The organism is Chryseobacterium kimseyorum (assembly GCF_025971945.1).
In the GTDB taxonomy this organism is placed as follows: Bacteria; Bacteroidota; Bacteroidia; order Flavobacteriales; family Weeksellaceae; genus Chryseobacterium; species Chryseobacterium kimseyorum.
Map to the genome: position 1 here is coordinate 310,329 of NZ_JAPDHW010000005.1, position 16,220 is coordinate 326,548.

At 35.2% G+C, this 16,220-nt stretch carries 16 protein-coding genes, 1 tRNA gene and 1 pseudogene; 8 read left to right on the forward strand and 10 right to left on the reverse strand.

Going from position 1 to position 16,220, the window contains the following annotated elements:
- Window positions 1–16: 16 nt before the first annotated feature.
- Genes OMO38_RS09465 through OMO38_RS09475 form a run of 3 tightly spaced genes read right to left on the reverse strand, consistent with a single transcriptional unit; the run spans window position 17 to window position 1,963 of the window.
- Complete coding sequence (locus OMO38_RS09465) at window positions 17–856, reverse strand: WG repeat-containing protein (RefSeq protein ID WP_264749935.1); 840 nt, start codon at window positions 854–856, stop codon at window positions 17–19.
- The gene (locus OMO38_RS09470; protein ID WP_264749936.1) at window positions 853–1,518 is read right to left on the reverse strand and encodes a hypothetical protein; all 666 of its coding nucleotides are present in this window, start codon (window positions 1,516–1,518) and stop codon (window positions 853–855) included. The genes OMO38_RS09465 and OMO38_RS09470 overlap by 4 nt, the downstream gene beginning before the upstream one ends.
- A 22-nt stretch (window positions 1,519–1,540) precedes the next feature.
- A complete protein-coding gene (locus OMO38_RS09475) occupies window positions 1,541–1,963 on the reverse strand; it encodes a hypothetical protein (protein WP_264749937.1) in 423 nt (140 codons plus the stop codon).
- A 428-nt stretch (window positions 1,964–2,391) separates the two neighbouring features.
- Here OMO38_RS09475 and recQ point away from each other — a divergent pair, with 428 nt between their 5' ends.
- From recQ to OMO38_RS09505, 6 genes are all read left to right on the forward strand, one after another.
- Window positions 2,392–4,584 carry a DNA helicase RecQ gene (recQ, locus tag OMO38_RS09480; protein WP_264749938.1) on the forward strand — a complete coding sequence of 731 codons (2,193 nt, stop codon included), beginning with the start codon at window positions 2,392–2,394 and terminating at the stop codon, window positions 4,582–4,584.
- 88 nt (window positions 4,585–4,672) lie between these two features.
- Window positions 4,673–5,173, forward strand: coding sequence for a hypothetical protein (locus OMO38_RS09485; protein ID WP_264749939.1), 501 nt, complete (start codon window positions 4,673–4,675; stop codon window positions 5,171–5,173).
- A 117-nt stretch (window positions 5,174–5,290) separates the two neighbouring features.
- Complete coding sequence (gene ku / locus OMO38_RS09490; protein ID WP_264749940.1) at window positions 5,291–6,076, forward strand: non-homologous end joining protein Ku; 786 nt, start codon at window positions 5,291–5,293, stop codon at window positions 6,074–6,076.
- A 2-nt stretch (window positions 6,077–6,078) separates the two neighbouring features.
- Window positions 6,079–6,681 (forward strand): DNA polymerase ligase N-terminal domain-containing protein, encoded by a 603-nt coding sequence (locus OMO38_RS09495; protein WP_264749941.1) that lies wholly within the window; start codon window positions 6,079–6,081, stop codon window positions 6,679–6,681.
- A 41-nt stretch (window positions 6,682–6,722) separates the two neighbouring features.
- Window positions 6,723–8,648 carry a DNA ligase D gene (ligD, locus tag OMO38_RS09500; protein WP_264749942.1) on the forward strand — a complete coding sequence of 642 codons (1,926 nt, stop codon included), beginning with the start codon at window positions 6,723–6,725 and terminating at the stop codon, window positions 8,646–8,648.
- Between the two features lie 32 nt (window positions 8,649–8,680).
- Window positions 8,681–9,226 (forward strand): hypothetical protein, encoded by a 546-nt coding sequence (locus tag OMO38_RS09505; protein WP_264749943.1) that lies wholly within the window; start codon window positions 8,681–8,683, stop codon window positions 9,224–9,226.
- Here OMO38_RS09505 and OMO38_RS09510 read toward each other — a convergent pair.
- The 4 genes from OMO38_RS09510 to nusB form a co-directional block, all read right to left on the reverse strand.
- A complete protein-coding gene (locus OMO38_RS09510) occupies window positions 9,218–9,949 on the reverse strand; it encodes an SDR family NAD(P)-dependent oxidoreductase (protein ID WP_264749944.1) in 732 nt (243 codons plus the stop codon). The genes OMO38_RS09505 and OMO38_RS09510 overlap by 9 nt on opposite strands.
- A 442-nt stretch (window positions 9,950–10,391) precedes the next feature.
- Window positions 10,392–10,751 carry a preprotein translocase subunit YajC gene (yajC, locus tag OMO38_RS09515; RefSeq protein ID WP_264749945.1) on the reverse strand — a complete coding sequence of 120 codons (360 nt, stop codon included), beginning with the start codon at window positions 10,749–10,751 and terminating at the stop codon, window positions 10,392–10,394.
- Window positions 10,752–10,761: 10 nt separating this feature from the next.
- Window positions 10,762–11,280, reverse strand: coding sequence for a DUF1573 domain-containing protein (locus tag OMO38_RS09520; protein WP_264749946.1), 519 nt, complete (start codon window positions 11,278–11,280; stop codon window positions 10,762–10,764).
- Between the two features lie 11 nt (window positions 11,281–11,291).
- Complete coding sequence (gene nusB / locus OMO38_RS09525) at window positions 11,292–12,197, reverse strand: transcription antitermination factor NusB (RefSeq protein WP_264749947.1); 906 nt, start codon at window positions 12,195–12,197, stop codon at window positions 11,292–11,294.
- 90 nt (window positions 12,198–12,287) lie between these two features.
- On the opposite strand from nusB, the gene OMO38_RS09530 reads away from it, so the two are divergent.
- Together OMO38_RS09530 and OMO38_RS09535 are read left to right on the forward strand one after the other, a co-directional pair.
- Window positions 12,288–13,949, forward strand: a complete 1,662-nt coding sequence (locus OMO38_RS09530) for an ABC transporter ATP-binding protein (protein WP_264749948.1) — start codon at window positions 12,288–12,290, stop codon at window positions 13,947–13,949.
- A 99-nt stretch (window positions 13,950–14,048) separates the two neighbouring features.
- Window positions 14,049–14,384, forward strand: coding sequence for a DUF3276 family protein (locus tag OMO38_RS09535; RefSeq protein ID WP_029295477.1), 336 nt, complete (start codon window positions 14,049–14,051; stop codon window positions 14,382–14,384).
- A gap of 101 nt (window positions 14,385–14,485) precedes the next feature.
- Here the strand turns inward: OMO38_RS09535 and OMO38_RS09540 are convergent.
- The 3 genes and pseudogenes from OMO38_RS09540 to OMO38_RS09550 all read right to left on the reverse strand — a co-directional run.
- A tRNA-His gene (locus tag OMO38_RS09540) sits at window positions 14,486–14,562 on the reverse strand.
- Between the two features lie 37 nt (window positions 14,563–14,599).
- Complete coding sequence (gene bshB1 / locus OMO38_RS09545; RefSeq protein ID WP_264749949.1) at window positions 14,600–15,319, reverse strand: bacillithiol biosynthesis deacetylase BshB1; 720 nt, start codon at window positions 15,317–15,319, stop codon at window positions 14,600–14,602.
- A 159-nt stretch (window positions 15,320–15,478) separates the two neighbouring features.
- Window positions 15,479–16,220: pseudogene (locus OMO38_RS09550) on the reverse strand (tetratricopeptide repeat protein); the annotation flags it as partial.

Consider the following 16,220-nt stretch of genomic DNA (forward strand, 5'->3'; position numbering starts at 1 on the left):
TTGTTTTTGATAGTGGTTATTTCGTTAGTAAAATATTCTTCAGATAATTAGTTTTTTGATCATCATCAACTTCTGTTGGCGCATAATTTTTTTCTTTTGACATAATATCAAATAAATAATTTTCATTTCTATGATAATCGAAAGCAAGAACTTTATTGTTACCAAAAAATCCTGTTGTTATAAAACTTTCATAATCCATTAAAAGATTTTCATTGTCATCAATCAAACCGAACTTAATCAAATTACCGTTATTGAAAGTCAGCAAATCTCTATCTAAATCGTAATTTTCAATTTCCTCATCAACTTCTTTACCGACATAATAAATATTTTCGGCAATACAAATTGCAAAATCGTATTTAAAGTCTATAACTATTTCATTATTTAAATTGAGAATTCCCCATTTTCCATTTTTCTTCGCTCCGAATTGTTGATAATTAATAATTGTTACAGAATCATAATCCAAAGAAATTACGTCTTGATTTTTTCTGTTAATATATCCGTATTTTTCATTTTTGCAAACCTGTGAAAGATTATATTTTTCTAAAAATATGGAAGCATAAGAATATTCAAACGGAATTATAATTTCATTTTTCCAATTGATAAATCCCCAAAAATTATCATTATTACATGCTAAAATTAGTTCATCATCAAAATCAGTCAGATTGGAATATTTTAAGGGAATAATAATTTCTCCGTTTCTATCTATTGCACCACAATAACCATCAATTCTGATAATTCCAAAACCTAATTCATTAAAAAAGGTAACTTGCTCCCATTCTGTGGGTTCTTTTCCGTTGTTTTCTTCTCTGTAAAAAGTGAAATATTCTTCTACATCTTTGGGTTGATGGTTTTTCATTTTAAGTATTTTATAATTTCTTCTCCTACTTTATTTCTAATTTTTTCAGTATTGTATCCTCGTGCAGAAAAATGTGGTATTGCACAAACATTTCTCTTATTTAATAAACCTATTTTGGTGTAATCTCCTATCTGTTGAATATTATCTATTCCAATTTTCTTCAATAAAGTGGTGTTTGAAGAAAATATAAGAATGTTTTTAGGTTGTAAAATTTCAATTAATTCTAATGTTTTTCCGATGCAGTATTCCTCAATTTCAATATTTAGATTTTTTAAATCTTCTGATGATTGAGTGTTAAAGTATATCATATTTGTCATAACCGAATTTTGTAACTTAGAGAAAAGTAAATCTGTAAAAAATATCTCTCTAAATTTACGTCTTACTTGCGTCATCCCATCAGTCCATCCATTCGCTTCTTCAACTAACAAATTTTGAGAATAATACAAACTATCGGGCTTTCTCCTATCTATATTATTTTCTATAAGATAGTTACTATATTTTCCAGAATTCCCAGGATTGATACCGATTATCAGTATTTCAGGATTTAGTACTATTGGAGTTTGTAAAGCGTAAAAATCGAGGTCCGTCTTTAACGCAAACTTGTGACATTCATTTGCAACTTCTTCTAACCATTTATCTTTTTTTAATTCAAAATCATTCATTCTATTTTATTTTTTAAATTATTTACTCTAAGTATATTTTCGTTGTATCACTACCCTCTGTATTAACTAAAACCAACTCAATATCCGATACGTTCAATATAAGATAAATCAAAACATCATTTTGCTGGTTTTTCGTTGTGATTTTCTTGCCATTTTCATCGATAGAATAAGAGTAACTATTGGTATCTACGATGCAATTATTATTTATAACAGCGCTATAATTTTCATATAATTTCTGGTCGGAACTAAAAACAAAACTACCAAGATTTTCCCAAGGTGCCAAAACAGGAACACTTATCCCATTGCTTTCTTTTTTTACAATAATCCGAGTTCCTATAATTTTTTGACTGATGGTATTTTGTTGAGTGTTATCTTCATTACGATCTTCTCCACAAGACAAAAGTACTAATGAAGTAATTGCTCTTAAAAGTAAATTTCTTTTCATTATTAATTACATTTTTTCGATTATGAAATGAGAATTATTGCATCTGGTTTCGCTTACTTCAATATTGTATTTAGTGTGAAATGCACTAATGATTTCTTTTGGTCTGGGTTCTCCGCTTCTATCCGAAATTGTGATTTCGACACTCATTCCTTTTACTACTTTTCCACTGTCTTTTTTTGCGGTTACTTTCCAAAGCTTTGCAATTTTTTGATTTTTTTTTAAATTATTACTTCTAAATTTTCTGAAACGAGTTGGATTATAATCATTCTATATCCTCAATATTTACTTTTTCAAATCGTTCATAATTGCAAATATAAAATCTAAGAGAGACAAATACGTCTTCCTTTTTCTTCAAGTTGAAAAATTTCCCAATACGATTAAAAGCCAATCAAAATTCCTTATTTTTACTCAAACACAAATCCAAAACCATGAACTCTCACCTGCAAATCTTACAGCAATATTTCGGCTACGACAATTTCCGCCTCGAGCAGGCGAACGCAGTTGAAAATGTAATTTCTAAAAAAGACACCTTTGTTTTAATGCCGACCGGCGGTGGAAAATCGCTTTGTTATCAGGTTCCGGCGTTAGTCTTGGAAGGCACTGCTATCGTGATTTCTCCCTTGATTGCATTGATGAAAGACCAGGTTGATGCGTTGCGCGTAAACGGAATTTCTGCTTCGTACATCAATTCTTCGATGAGTTCTTTTGAGCAAAATGAAACTTTAACCCAATTAAAAAACGGTCAGCTCAAACTTTTATATGTTGCGCCAGAAAAATTAAGTGCAGATAATGGAGCATTTTTAAAATTGTTGAACGACGTCAACATTTCCCTGTTTGCGGTAGATGAAGCGCATTGTGTTTCGCATTGGGGTCACGATTTCCGTCCGGATTATTTGTATTTAAATGGTTTAAAAAATCAATTCCCAGACATTCCAATCATCGCTTTGACGGCAAGCGCAGACGAGATTACGAGGAAAGACATCATCAAACAACTGAATCTTCAGAATCCTTTGGTTTTAGTTTCTTCGTTCAACAGAGCCAACATCAAATATTTTGTTCAGCCGAAAAAATCTGTGCTCCAAAATATCATTCAGTACCTCAATGAACATCCTGACGATTCGGGAATTATCTACTGCTTATCGAGGAAAGGAACTGAAGAAATGTCGAATAATCTGAGAGAAAACGGTATCAACTCGGCTTTTTATCATGCAGGAATTTCTTCTGCGGAAAGGGCAAAAGTTCAGGAAGATTTTTTAAAGGATAAAACTCGTGTAATGGTTGCGACGATTGCCTTTGGAATGGGAATCGACAAGAGCAATGTCCGTTTTGTGATGCACGCAGATTTGCCTAAAAATATCGAAAGCTATTATCAGGAAACGGGAAGAGCCGGACGGGATGGTTTGCCGAGTGAAGCGATCTTGTTTTATTCGAATGCGGATGTGATCAAACTGAAACGGTTTGCAATGATAGAAGGCAATGAGGAGCAATCCGAACTGATGCTTCGAAAACTGAAACAGATGTCCGATTTTGCCGAAATGCAAAAATGCAGACGACAGTATTTAATGGAATATTTCGGCGAAAAGCACGAAGGCAACTGCAACTCCTGCGATTATTGCCTCAGTGATTTTGAAACCTTTGATGCAACGGTTGATGCTCAGAAATTATTGAGTGCTGTTTACAGATTGAAAGAACGTTACGGAAAAACACTGATTATTGACTTTCTGCAGGGTTCCCAAAGTGTGAAAATCACAGATTACATGCGCAGTTTACCGACCTACGGCGTTGGAAATAATCAGGATAAAAATTACTGGCAAAACTTAATAACTCAGTTGCTCATCAAAGGTATTTTAGCTGAATCGAATGAGGAATTTTCTGTTTTAAAACTGAATGACGAAAGCAAATCAGTTGCATTTAAAGATAAAAAAGTAATCTTCGAGAAAGTAAAAGAAAGAGCAAAAGCTGTGACCGTTGCAGAAATAGAAACTGACTATTCCTCTCCCGATATCGATGCAAATGAAGAACTTTTTGCAGAACTGAAAACTTTAAGAAGGGAAATTGCCGAGCGTGAAAATGTTCCGCCTTACGTCATTTTTTCCGATGCAACCTTAATGGAATTATCAGCTTATCTTCCCAATTCAAAAGAGGAATTGAGTCAGATAAGTGGTTTCGGAGCTTTTAAAATAGAGAAGTACGGAGAAATATTTCTTCCGGCAATCCTCGAATTTTGCAGGAAGAATAGTGTAAAAAGTAAAATTTCCGGAAAAAAACCTAAAAAAGTAAGGGAACCAAAGAAAGCAGCTAAAAGTACATCAGGAACTTTCGCCACCACTTTTGAACTGTACAAACAAAATCACAGCGTTGAGGAGATTGCCAGGTTAAGAAGTCTTTCGACAACTACAATTCAAAATCACCTATCAAGATTCGTTGAATCCGGAGAAATCGAAGCCAGTACTTTAATGAACATTGACAAAATTGCACCGATTATTGAAATCGCAAAAAGCCAGACCATTCAATCTCTGAAAGTCATTAAAGAACAATTAGGCGATGATTTTTCTTACTTTGAAATTCATGTTGCGATTGCATATCATAAATGGCTGCAGAAAAGTAACATAATTTTCTGATGAATCAGATCATTTCAAATATAACTTAAAAACTTGATGAAGCGGAGTACATCCTACTTTCAAAATAACCAAATTAGAACATAAAAATATGAATCCCGCAATTCTAACATACAATACACCAACTTCCGGGGAAATTACGAAAACGATTTATGAGTATGAATTTAAAAGGCTTTGGAAAAAAAATCTGGATGGAAATATTGCAAATCTATTTTTTGGAATTTTCTGCCTGTTAATCGTAGTACTTACTCTTATATTTGAACCGGATTTATTTACAGGCTTTTTTGCAGGAATGGGACTGATCGCATTTTCAACCTATTTTTCCCGCTATCTTTCATACAGAACATCCAAAAAAAAATTAAAGGAGATAATTGAGAAGGACATTTCGGATCTGAAATTAAATTCTAACGATGTAATTTGGGAATTTACTCCTGATCATTTTAAATTTAAAAACTATAAATCTGAGTATAAATGTATCTGGAGTGAAATCACCTATTGTGTTGTAGATGATCAATTTCTCTACATTACAGCATCTTTCACGACTCAATTTCATTTTAGACAAAGCCAACGTAGACGAAGAAAACCTAAATAAAACCATTCAGTATCTGGAAGAGAAAGCTCAATTTAAAGAAATTTGATAAACTTCCTCTTTAAAACACACTAAATCTCACGGCACAATCATTGTAAGTTTTACAGAAAAATAAAGACAATGAAAGCAATTTGGAACGGTGCCATTGGTTTTGGCTTAGTCAATATCCCTGTGAAGATTTATTCTGCGACAGAAACCAGTAAACTGGATCTCGATATGCTGGATAAATCTGATTTTTCTAATATTAAATTTAAGAGAGTAAACGAAAAAACGGGCAAGGAAGTCAAATGGGCAAACATTGTAAAAGGTTTTCTGATCGACGATAAATATGTTGTTCTGGAAGATGAAGATTACGAAGCTGCAAGTCCCGAAAAGACAAAAATTCTGGGCATCGAACACTTTGTGAAAGAAGCGGAAGTTGATTCTGTTTATTTTGAAACTCCCTATTTTCTGGAACCTCAGAAGAATGGTGAAAATGCATACAGACTTTTAATCAAAGCCTTGCAGCAGACTAAAATGGTAGGTATCGGAACTTTTGTTTTGCGTGATACTGAGGCGATTGGGATGATCCGTCCTTATAATGATGACGTTTTGGTTTTAAATCGATTGAGATTTGATCAGGAAATCCGTGATTATAAACAGTTGAAAATTCCTGCTAAAAAAGCACCGAAACCTGCAGAGCTGAAGATGGCAAAAAATCTGATAGAGCAACTCTCCGAACCTTTTGATCCTACTTTTTATAAAAATACCTATTCCGAATCGTTACTTAAAATCATTAAGAAAAAAGCCAAAGGTAAATCTGTAAAAGTGAAAAAATCTGAACCCGCAAAACAGGGTAAAGTAATTGATTTAATGGCACAACTGAAAGCCAGTTTACAAACTCCAAAATCTAAAAACGCTTCCTGATCATGGCTCTTAAAGATTACAACGATAAACGAAAGTTCGATAAAACTACCGAACCCAAAGGAAAAACAAAAAAAAGTGATGACAAACTCGTTTTTGTAATTCAGAGACATGCAGCTTCACGATTGCATTACGACTTCCGTCTGGAAATGGAAGGTGTTCTGAAAAGCTGGGCCGTTCCGAAAGGGCCTTCATTAAATCCCGAAGACAAACGTCTGGCGATGATGGTGGAAGATCACCCGTACGATTATAAAGATTTTGAGGGTAACATTCCCGAAGGAAATTATGGCGCCGGACAGGTGGAAATCTGGGACAGCGGGACATACGAACCTCTGGATGATACCAGCAAACTTTCTGATGAAAAAGAACTTTTAAAAGAGCTGAAAAGCGGTTCGCTAAAATTCATTTTACATGGCAAAAAACTGAAAGGAGAATTTGCTTTGGTCAAAATGAAAAATGCCGAAAACAATTCATGGCTTCTAATTAAACATAAAGATAAATTTGCAGAAGATGAATATGATGCTGAGGAAAATGTTTCGCCGAAATCATTAGTTTCAAAATTTATCGAGGAAAAAAAAAGCCTAAAAAGCAGCAAAAAGAAGTCATAACTTCAAAGACCAAACCTAAATTTCAACGTTTCAATTCTTTGGTGGATGAGAAGAAATTAGAAAAATTCATCAAACCAATGCTCGCAAAATCTTCTGAAGATGCGTTCGATGACGAAGACTGGATTTTTGAGATTAAATGGGACGGTTTCCGTGCTGTTGCAGATCTCAGCAAAAAACAGCCGTTATTTTATTCCAGAAACGGAATTTCATTTTTATCTAAATTCAATTCCATTACCGAAGATTTTAGTCAGCAGAAACACCACATGATTTTGGATGGTGAAATTGTTGCTTACGACGAAAACGGAAAACCAAGCTTTCAGCTATTGCAGCAGATTGGCGACAATCCCGATTTGGCTTTGACGTATCAGGTTTTTGACCTCTTGTGGCTGAATGGTCATTCTACCGAAGAACTTCCCTTACTTCAGCGAAAAGAGCTTTTAAAAGATGCTTTAACTGAAACTGATCTGATCAAATTCTGCGACCACGTTCCTGAAAAAGGAATCGAGTTTTTTAATCAGATGAAAAAAATGCAGCTGGAAGGCATGATTGCCAAGAAAGCCGACAGTATTTACTCTGAAAGTTCCCGAAGCACCGACTGGCTCAAAATAAAATTCTCCAATACCGAAGAGGCAATTATCTGCGGTTTCACAGAACCAAAAGGCTCCCGACAGGGTTTTGGCGCTTTGATTTTAGGAAAGTACATCGACGGTAAACTGACCTATTCAGGACATACAGGGACAGGTTTTAATAATGAATTACTGAACCAAATTCATGAGCGGCTGAAAAAACTGGTGGTAAAATCGTCACCCTTTGAAACCGTTCCCAAAACCAATATGCCTGTGACATGGACGAAACCTGAATTGGTCTGTGAAATTAAATTCTCAGAAATCACCAAAGACGGAATGTTCAGACATCCTGTATTTGTGGCGATCCGTGAAGATAAAGAGGCAAAAGAAATCAGCAGTTCAGTTAAGAAACCCGTTCAGAAAACTTCAAAATCCAAAACTATGACGACTAAAAAATCTACCGAAAACACAGAAGATGCCAGCGAAAAAGACAGTGAAATTACGCTGAACCGTCACAAAATAAAACTGACCAATCAGGATAAAATCTATTTTCCAAAAGACAAAATCAGCAAAGGTGATGTGGTGGATTATTATCAGTCAGTAGCAGATTACATTTTACCACATCTGAAAAACCGACCGCTTTCCCTCAACCGTTTTCCAAGTGGAATTGATCACTCAGGATTTTACCAGAAAGATGCAGGTGATTCTTTTCCGGACTGGATTAAAACGACCAAAGTACATTCCGAATCTACCGATAAATACATTGATTACGCCATCTGCAACGACAAAGCAACTTTAGCTTATCTTAACAATTTGGGTTGTATCGATTTCAATCCTTGGAATTCTTCCCTCCCTGATCTGGATCATCCTGATTATTTGGTTTTGGATCTTGATCCGTCAAAGAAAAATACTTTTGATCATGTGATTGAAACGGCGCAGCAGGTGAAAGAAGTTTTAGATTTAATTAAGATAAAAGGCTACTGCAAAACTTCCGGAAGTACAGGAATTCACATCTACATTCCGATGGGCGACAGTTACGATTACGATCAGGTGAAGGATTTTGCGTTAATCCTGATGCAGCAAGTCCACGAAAAGCTTCCGAAAATCACAACGCTGGAACGCAGCCTGCAAAAGAGAGATGATAAAAAAATCTACCTGGACTACCTTCAAAACAGACAGGGACAAACTCTAGCCAGCGTCTACAGCCTAAGACCGAAAGAAGGCGCAGCCGTTTCAATGCCGGTTGAGTGGGATGAACTGAAAAAAGGTTTGAAACCAACGGATTTCAACATTGAAAATGCTTTGGAAAGAATTAAGGCAAAAGGAGATTTATTTAAGCCTGTATTGGGGAAGGGAATTGATATGATGAAGGTGCTGGAATTGTTGCAGAATGCTGTGTAATTGTATATTTTTGATGATCAAAAATGGTAACCATGACCGAAGATATTATAATAAATCTCAAATTTAATGAAAGCATTGAAAGAGATAATCAAAATTTTTATTTTAAATATGTCTGGAAAAAAGCTTTCAGGGTATGGTCAAAAATCATGATCTTAACTTCAGTATTTTTATTTCTTGGTTTTTATCCCATCGAAAATTTTGACACTAATTTACTGTATTACATCATAAAATATACCGGAATTTTCCTTTGTGGCTATTGCTTTATTTTGATCAACCAATATTTTGTCTCAAAAAAGAAGTTTAAAATAGAAGTAGACCAAATCATTAGTGAATACAAAAATAGCGACGAATCATCTTCTATACGATTAAGCAATAAGGAGATTGAATTCAAAAATCCATTCAATAAAATTAGTTCAATTTGGGAAAAAACATCATTTTTATTGCACGATAATTATTTATTAATAAATCCTATATCTAATCTACACTTCATCATTAATAAAAGCGAAGTGCATGATAATGAGTTTGAAACAATTTATAAAATGCTTCAAAAATATTCAAAAGTAAAAATCTTAAGGTAACTTTGCCACCAAACCTTCCGGCAACATTTTTAAAATAATATAAATCATTTTCCACTTAAAATTAGGAACGATGGTGAAGGAATTTCCGGCATCAACGATATGTCTTGCCACATAATCCGGTTCCATCAGAAGATTTTTATTGAGCTCCAAACCCGCGTTGATCTTTGTATTGATGTATCCGCTAACCAAAACGTTCACTGTAATATTTCGTTGAGCCAATTCCTGTCTTAAACCTGCAAGATAGGTTGTAAACGCAGCTTTTGTACTTCCGTAAACAAAATTACTCTTCCTTCCACAAACACCCGAAAGTGAAGACAGCCCAATGATTCTTTCTAAATTTTTATTAGACAAATCCATCGCCACAATATTTAAAATCGAAACACCGCCCATGTAATTGACCTGCATCATTTGCTGAGTTCCTTTAAAGTCTTTTAAAGCATCAACGTTTTCTACCAAAAATCCTGCGGCGTAAACGACCATATGAGGTTTGACCAAAAGTTCATCATAAAATTTTTGATGGGAATCAAAATCCGCTGCGTCAAAATATAAAACCGAAACTTTATCTGACAAATTATTGTCGGCAACAAAATCTTTCAGAGAATCTGTACTTCTAGACGCAGCAATGATTGCAAAACCTTTTTCAACATATTGCAAAATACACTGCTTTGCCACATCGGAATTGGCACCGAGAATAAGAACGTTTTTGGCTGTTTTTTGATTCATGAGGCAAAGATATTTTTTAAAATATCGTTTTACAAATCGCTATCTGCATTAAACACAAATTTCAAGGACGACTTCATAAAATGATTCTTCGATTCTCTGATTTGCATTAACATTTTTAATGAAACTCAAGTTATTTAAAACGGTTAAAATATCTAAAAACCATCAATACTCAATTAGAAACTGATAGGAAATCTTCCGAAAAACCCATTTTCGCTGTACAAAGCTTAAAAGCTGAATTCCGAAGCATTGGTGCTGCGTTCCGAAGCATTAAATCCGCATTCCGAAGCATTGGCGCGTCATTCCGAAGCCTTCGGGAGGGCATCTTTTTGCCTTCGGAATCAGGATTCTTGCCAGATGACCACTTTGCCCTTACTTAAATCCACAAAAAAACGGCTGGATAAAAATTTACCCACCCGTTTTATCATTATTGTAAAACTGAAAATTACTTCTTTTCAGTTTCGATAACTTCTTTTTTGTCAGCTGTTGCTGTAGCTTTATCTCCGAACCTTGCTGCTGTAAATTCTCTTGAGATGGCAGCTTTTTCAAACTTCAGTTTACCTGAAAGGGTTTCAATAACAACTCCGTCATCGTGAATCTGAGCAATTCTCCCGTGAAGACCGGAAGTAAGCACTACTCTGCTTCCTACTTTCAGTTCTTCCTGGAATTTTTTCTCCTGTTTCTGTTTTTTCATCTGAGGTCTGATCATCAGGAAATAAAACCCAACAAACATCACCCCCATCATGATGAGCATCATTGGAGAAGATCCTCCTGCAGGTGCTGCCTGTAAAAATATTGTTAACATAGTTGTTTAATTAAGGTTGAATGTTCGCATTGAACGTTAATTTGATCGGAGCTTTTTCTACGTTTGCATATACATCTGCAAATTTCTGAACAGCACCGTCAAAGCTCGAAGAGTCAAAGCTTAGAGTGATTTTTCCTTTTTTACCCGGCAAAATTGGCTCTTTTGTAAATTCAGGAGCAGTACATCCACATCCAGGCTTTACTTCAGAAATAACTAATGGACTGGTTCCTGTATTTGTTATTTCGTAGATGTGATTTACTTTATCACCTTTTTTAATATTTCCAAAATCGAAATTACTTTCTGATAGTGCTACTGTTGTTAAAGGCTGATTTGATGCAGCAGGCGCAACAGTTTCTCCTGTTGCAGGTGCAGGCGTCACAGCAGATAAAGAATCAGCAGGAGCAGCTGTACTCAAAGAATCCGGAGCAATAGTTTCTGAATTTTGAAGTTCTTTGTTTTCTTCTTTTTTACAAGAAACCAAACCAAAGCCTATAATAGACAAAGCGATAATTGATAACGACTTTTTCATTTTTATTATATTTATATTCTGTTTAAATCTTTACAATATTTATCTAAAATTCCATTGATGAATATATTAGAACGGTCGGTTGCAAAAACTTTTGCGATCTCAATATATTCATTGATAATAACTCGTGAAGGTGTTAGGGGGAAATTATCCAGTTCAGCAATAGCCGTTGTCAGGATAACTTTATCCATCAACGCAACTCTTTCCAAATCCCAGTTTTCCAATCTTTCAGACAGTTTTTTCTCATTGGCTTCCCAGTTATTCAGAGTATCTCTCAACAATTTACCGGCGAAACTTTTATCTTCTTCATCTTTAATCATTTTGATGAGAGTTCTGCTGTCTTCATTTTCTTTGATAAAACCGATAGTCTTCTGAACCATTGAATTTGCAATGTGAATATCATCTGTCCATGTTAACTCTCTGTCACCTACATAATCATGAAAATCCTCATTTTCGGCAACATATCTCAGGAATAATTTACCTATAAATTTCTGATCATCGTCAAAAGAATAACCGTCTTCCTTCATGAAATCCTGGTAACGCTTTCCAGAGGTCATTCTTTGAAATGTTCTTACCAAAAAATCATCATGCAAATCCCATTTCAGATCTGCGTGCTGTCCGGAAAAGAAAAGTCTTTCAGGGTTTTCTTCTAATTTGATTAATACTTGATTATTAATAAATTTCTGGTTTGGGTTAATCTCAGAATCAGTTTTAATATACTTATTCTTACCAATTTCCATTTGGTTTTCGGCTAAATTTTTCAGCGATACCAAAAAGTTGATTTCAAGAATATAGAGATTATAGATTTTCTCTATTCCATAGAACATGTTTTTCTCTAAAACATCAAATTTAACTGGATTTTGGTAGTAAGAGTACACACTTTCTACTACTTTTTCACGGATTTGTCTTCTTCCTAACATTCAAAGAGCTTTTTATGGGTGCAAAGATACAAAATTTAAAATTTATCAAATTCGTAGTCTGACTCTATTTTTGTAAATTTGCAAAAGTTTATGAAAGCTTTAAAAACTCTGAACCCTTACTTTTGGAAGCACAAAATATTATTGTTTTGGGGGTTACTCTTCATCATTGCCAGCAATTTTTTCAACATATATAAAGTACAGTTTGTAGGAAAGTCTGTAGACGAACTCACCAAAAACGGCAGTCTTGGTTTCAATAAGCAAGTTCTTATCTACGTAGCTATTATTGTCGGCTGCTCCCTTCTGACCGGATTTTTCACCTTTATGATGAGACAGACGATCATTGTAGCATCCAGACGAATCGAGTACGAACTGAAAAATAAAATCTACAGACATTATCAGGACCTTTCGCTGACAGACTATAAAACAACGACGACCGGTGATTTAATGAACCGTTTGAGCGAAGACGTGGTTGCAGTTAGAATGTATCTGGGCCCAGGTGTCATGTACGTGGTAAATTTGTTGATACTTCTTACCATAACATGTATCTACATGTTGAAAACTGATGTTTCGATGACGGTGTGGACATTATTCCCACTCCCTATTCTTTCATATATTATTTTTAAAGTAAGCTCGATTATCAATAAAAAATCGAAGATTATGCAGAAAAGCCAGTCTGCAATTTCAACATTTGTTCAGGACAGCTTTTCAGGTATTCGTGTTGTTAAATTTTTCGCTAAAGAAAATTATATTAAAAAGAATTACAGCTCGAAGGTTACCGATTACCAAGACAAAGCTTTAGATTTAGCGAAAACGGAAGCATATTTCTTTACCATTATTCTTTTTGTAATTGGATTATTAAACGTTGCGATCATTCTTATCGGCGGACAAAAATATATTGCAGGTGAATTGAGCGTAGGTAAGATTGCAGATTTCTTTATGTACATCAATATATTAATCTGGCCTTTCTCAATGGTGGGATGGGTAACTTCAGTCAACCAGAGAGCTGAAGCGTCTATGCAGCGAATCAATGAGTTTTTAGATAAAAAATCAGAAGTCGTTAATAAAAACTTTGAAAAATACCCAATTAAAGGTAATATTGAATTCAGAAATGTATCGTATGTTTATCCGAATACAGGCATTAAAGCATTAGATAATTTAAGTTTTAAGATCAATGCAGGTCAGTCGCTAGCGATTATGGGCAAAACCGGAAGCGGAAAATCAACGGTTGCGCTGCTCCTTTGCAGATTAATTGATCCTACCGAAGGTGAAATTCTGATTGATGGAAAAAATCTTAAGGATCATAATCTTGATAATTACAGAGATTTCATAGGATATATTCCTCAGGAAAGTTATCTTTTTTCAGATTCCATAGAGCATAATATCGGTTTCTCAATCGACCATCCTTCACAAGAAAAAGTGGTGGAATATTCTAAAATTGCAGACGTTCACAAGAACATTATTGATTTCAAAGAAGGTTACAAAACGATGGTCGGAGAGCGCGGAGTGATGCTTTCGGGAGGTCAGAAGCAGAGAATCTGCATCGCAAGGGCGCTAATCAAGGATCCGAACATCATCATTTTCGACGATTCGCTCTCTGCTCTGGATACAGAAACCGAGCAGAATATCCTGGAAAATATAGATACTAAAATTCAGAACGCCACTTCCATAATTATCACTCACAGAGAGTCTAGCGCTCAGCGTGCAGATAAAATTATTAATCTTACTGAAATTACCAATTCTGTAACCGCATAGCCTATTTGTTCACAAATGTTAAATAAATCATAAAAAAAATTTTGTGATTAAAAGAAATATTTTATATTTGTTCTTAACAAGATTAAAAAATATCTAATAATGAGTGAATACAAGGAACGCCATGAGAATGAAATTTTCACGAAGGTGTTAAAAGCAGGAAGAAGAACGTATTTCTTTGATGTGCGCGAGACGAAAGCAGGAGATTATTATCTTACAATTACCGAAAGCAAAAAGAATTTCGGGGAGAATGGAGAGGCAACATTCGAAAAGCATAAAATTTACCTTTACAAGGAAGATTTTAAAAGCTTCCAGGAAATGTTCAATGAATCAACAGATTTCATCATTAATGAAAAAGGTGAAGATGTAATATCTGAAAAGCATGATAAAGATTTCAAAAGCAGAACTTACACGATCGATTCTGACGACGAAGTTTAAAATACAATACCCAAACCAAGTATATAAAAGCACAAGCATCTTTTCAGATGCTTTTTTTGGGCATAAAAAAAACACACTTTCTAAAGAAAATGTGTTTGATGTGGGGTGAATGAGGGGTCTCGAACCCCCGACCTCCGGAACCACAATCCGGCGCTCTAACCAACTGAGCTACAATCACCGTTTTTGGTGGTGCAAATATAGGATATATTTTTTAATTACAAAACAATTCCATCAAAATTTTTCATGGCAATCAGCTTCTCAGTCGTAAATCCCTCAGCATAAGTAACTCCCGATAACCTTCCGAGATCCTGTGCTCGATAAGTCAGGCTTTCATAAAAGTCCTTTGAAGTAATCGGAGTTTCAGGTTCTGTAGACTTTGGATCGTAAAACTGTGTTTTAAAAGCCATGCAGGCTTCCAACTTCTTATCTAGATGTTCAGATATATCGATTACAAATTCCGGCTTTATATCTTTCCACTGAATGTAGTGAAAAATTTGCTTTGGTCTCCATACTTCCTGAAACTCTCCATCAAGCGAAGTTTGGATCTTTCTTAAACCTGCTAAAAAGCATGCATCCGACACCAATTTAGCAGCTTTCGCATGATCCGGATGTCTGTCATCGATGGCATTCGCTAAAACGATTTCTGGACGGTATTTACGGATCATTTTTACAATCCTTAACTGGTACTCTTCGGAATTAACGAGGAATCCATCTTTCATTGCTAAATTCTCTCTGGCAGCAACTCCTAAGATCTTTGCAGATTGTGCAGCTTCTTCAAGTCTGATTTCATCAGTTCCGCGCGTCCCAAGCTCACCTTTGGTAAGATCAATAATAGCACAGGTTTTTCCTTCTGAAACTAATTTTGCAATGGTTCCGCCACAACCCAATTCTACGTCGTCCGGATGTGCACCAAATGCAAGTATATCTGTTTTCATTTTTATAATTAATTTTTATCTGTCACGAAAACGCTGACCAGTTTTATATTGTCAAATTTAAAACTTGGCGTTTTTATGTTTTCAAATATAAGGCTTAAAATAAAAACTCCCCAAACGTTATGATTGGGAAGTTTTAATATGTTTAATTTAAAAATTAAATTACTTATTGATTTCTGTGTTTAGTTTTACAGCATCCTGGTAAGTAGGATCTAACTGTAGAGATTTAGCAACATAATCTTTTGCCTTTGCAGCATCAGAATCTTTAGATAAGTATGCTACAGCAAAGTATGCATATGCTAAAGTCTGCTTGTTTGCTTCCACTTCTGCAGGTTTTACAGTAGCGATATACTTCTCGTAAGCAATCTTTGCAGCGTCATTATTGGTAGCCTGCTGATAAGCATAACCTAAACTATAGTAAGCAGGAGCCCAATCTGGTAAAATTGCACTCATTTTCTGCCACGTTAAGATTGCCCCGTTCCAGTTTTTAACATCCTGGTAAGCTGTAGCCAATTTGTACAAAGCATCAGAATCCTGAGCATTTGCTGCTACCTGTTTTTTCAGAGCTTCGATTTGAGGATTGGTCGGTCCTGCATCAACAGAAGACTGAGAAGCTCCTCCTCCACTGATCTTTGCCAATTCCATATCCCATTTCATTGTTTCATCTTTGGCAGCCTTAGCAATCGCAATTTTTTGCTGAGCCTCAGTAGTCAAAGCAGTTTTCTTAGCAGCATCTGTTTCAGTTTTAGCTAAACCAGCTGCAATAAGACCTTGTAAACCTTGATCCGCAGGCTGTACTCTTGATTTCTCAGCTTGAGAAACGAAAGTATCCATATTTTGTTTTGCTTCAGGATATTGTCCGTCTGCATAATTTACATAAGCTCTCAATTTGAATTTAATAGGA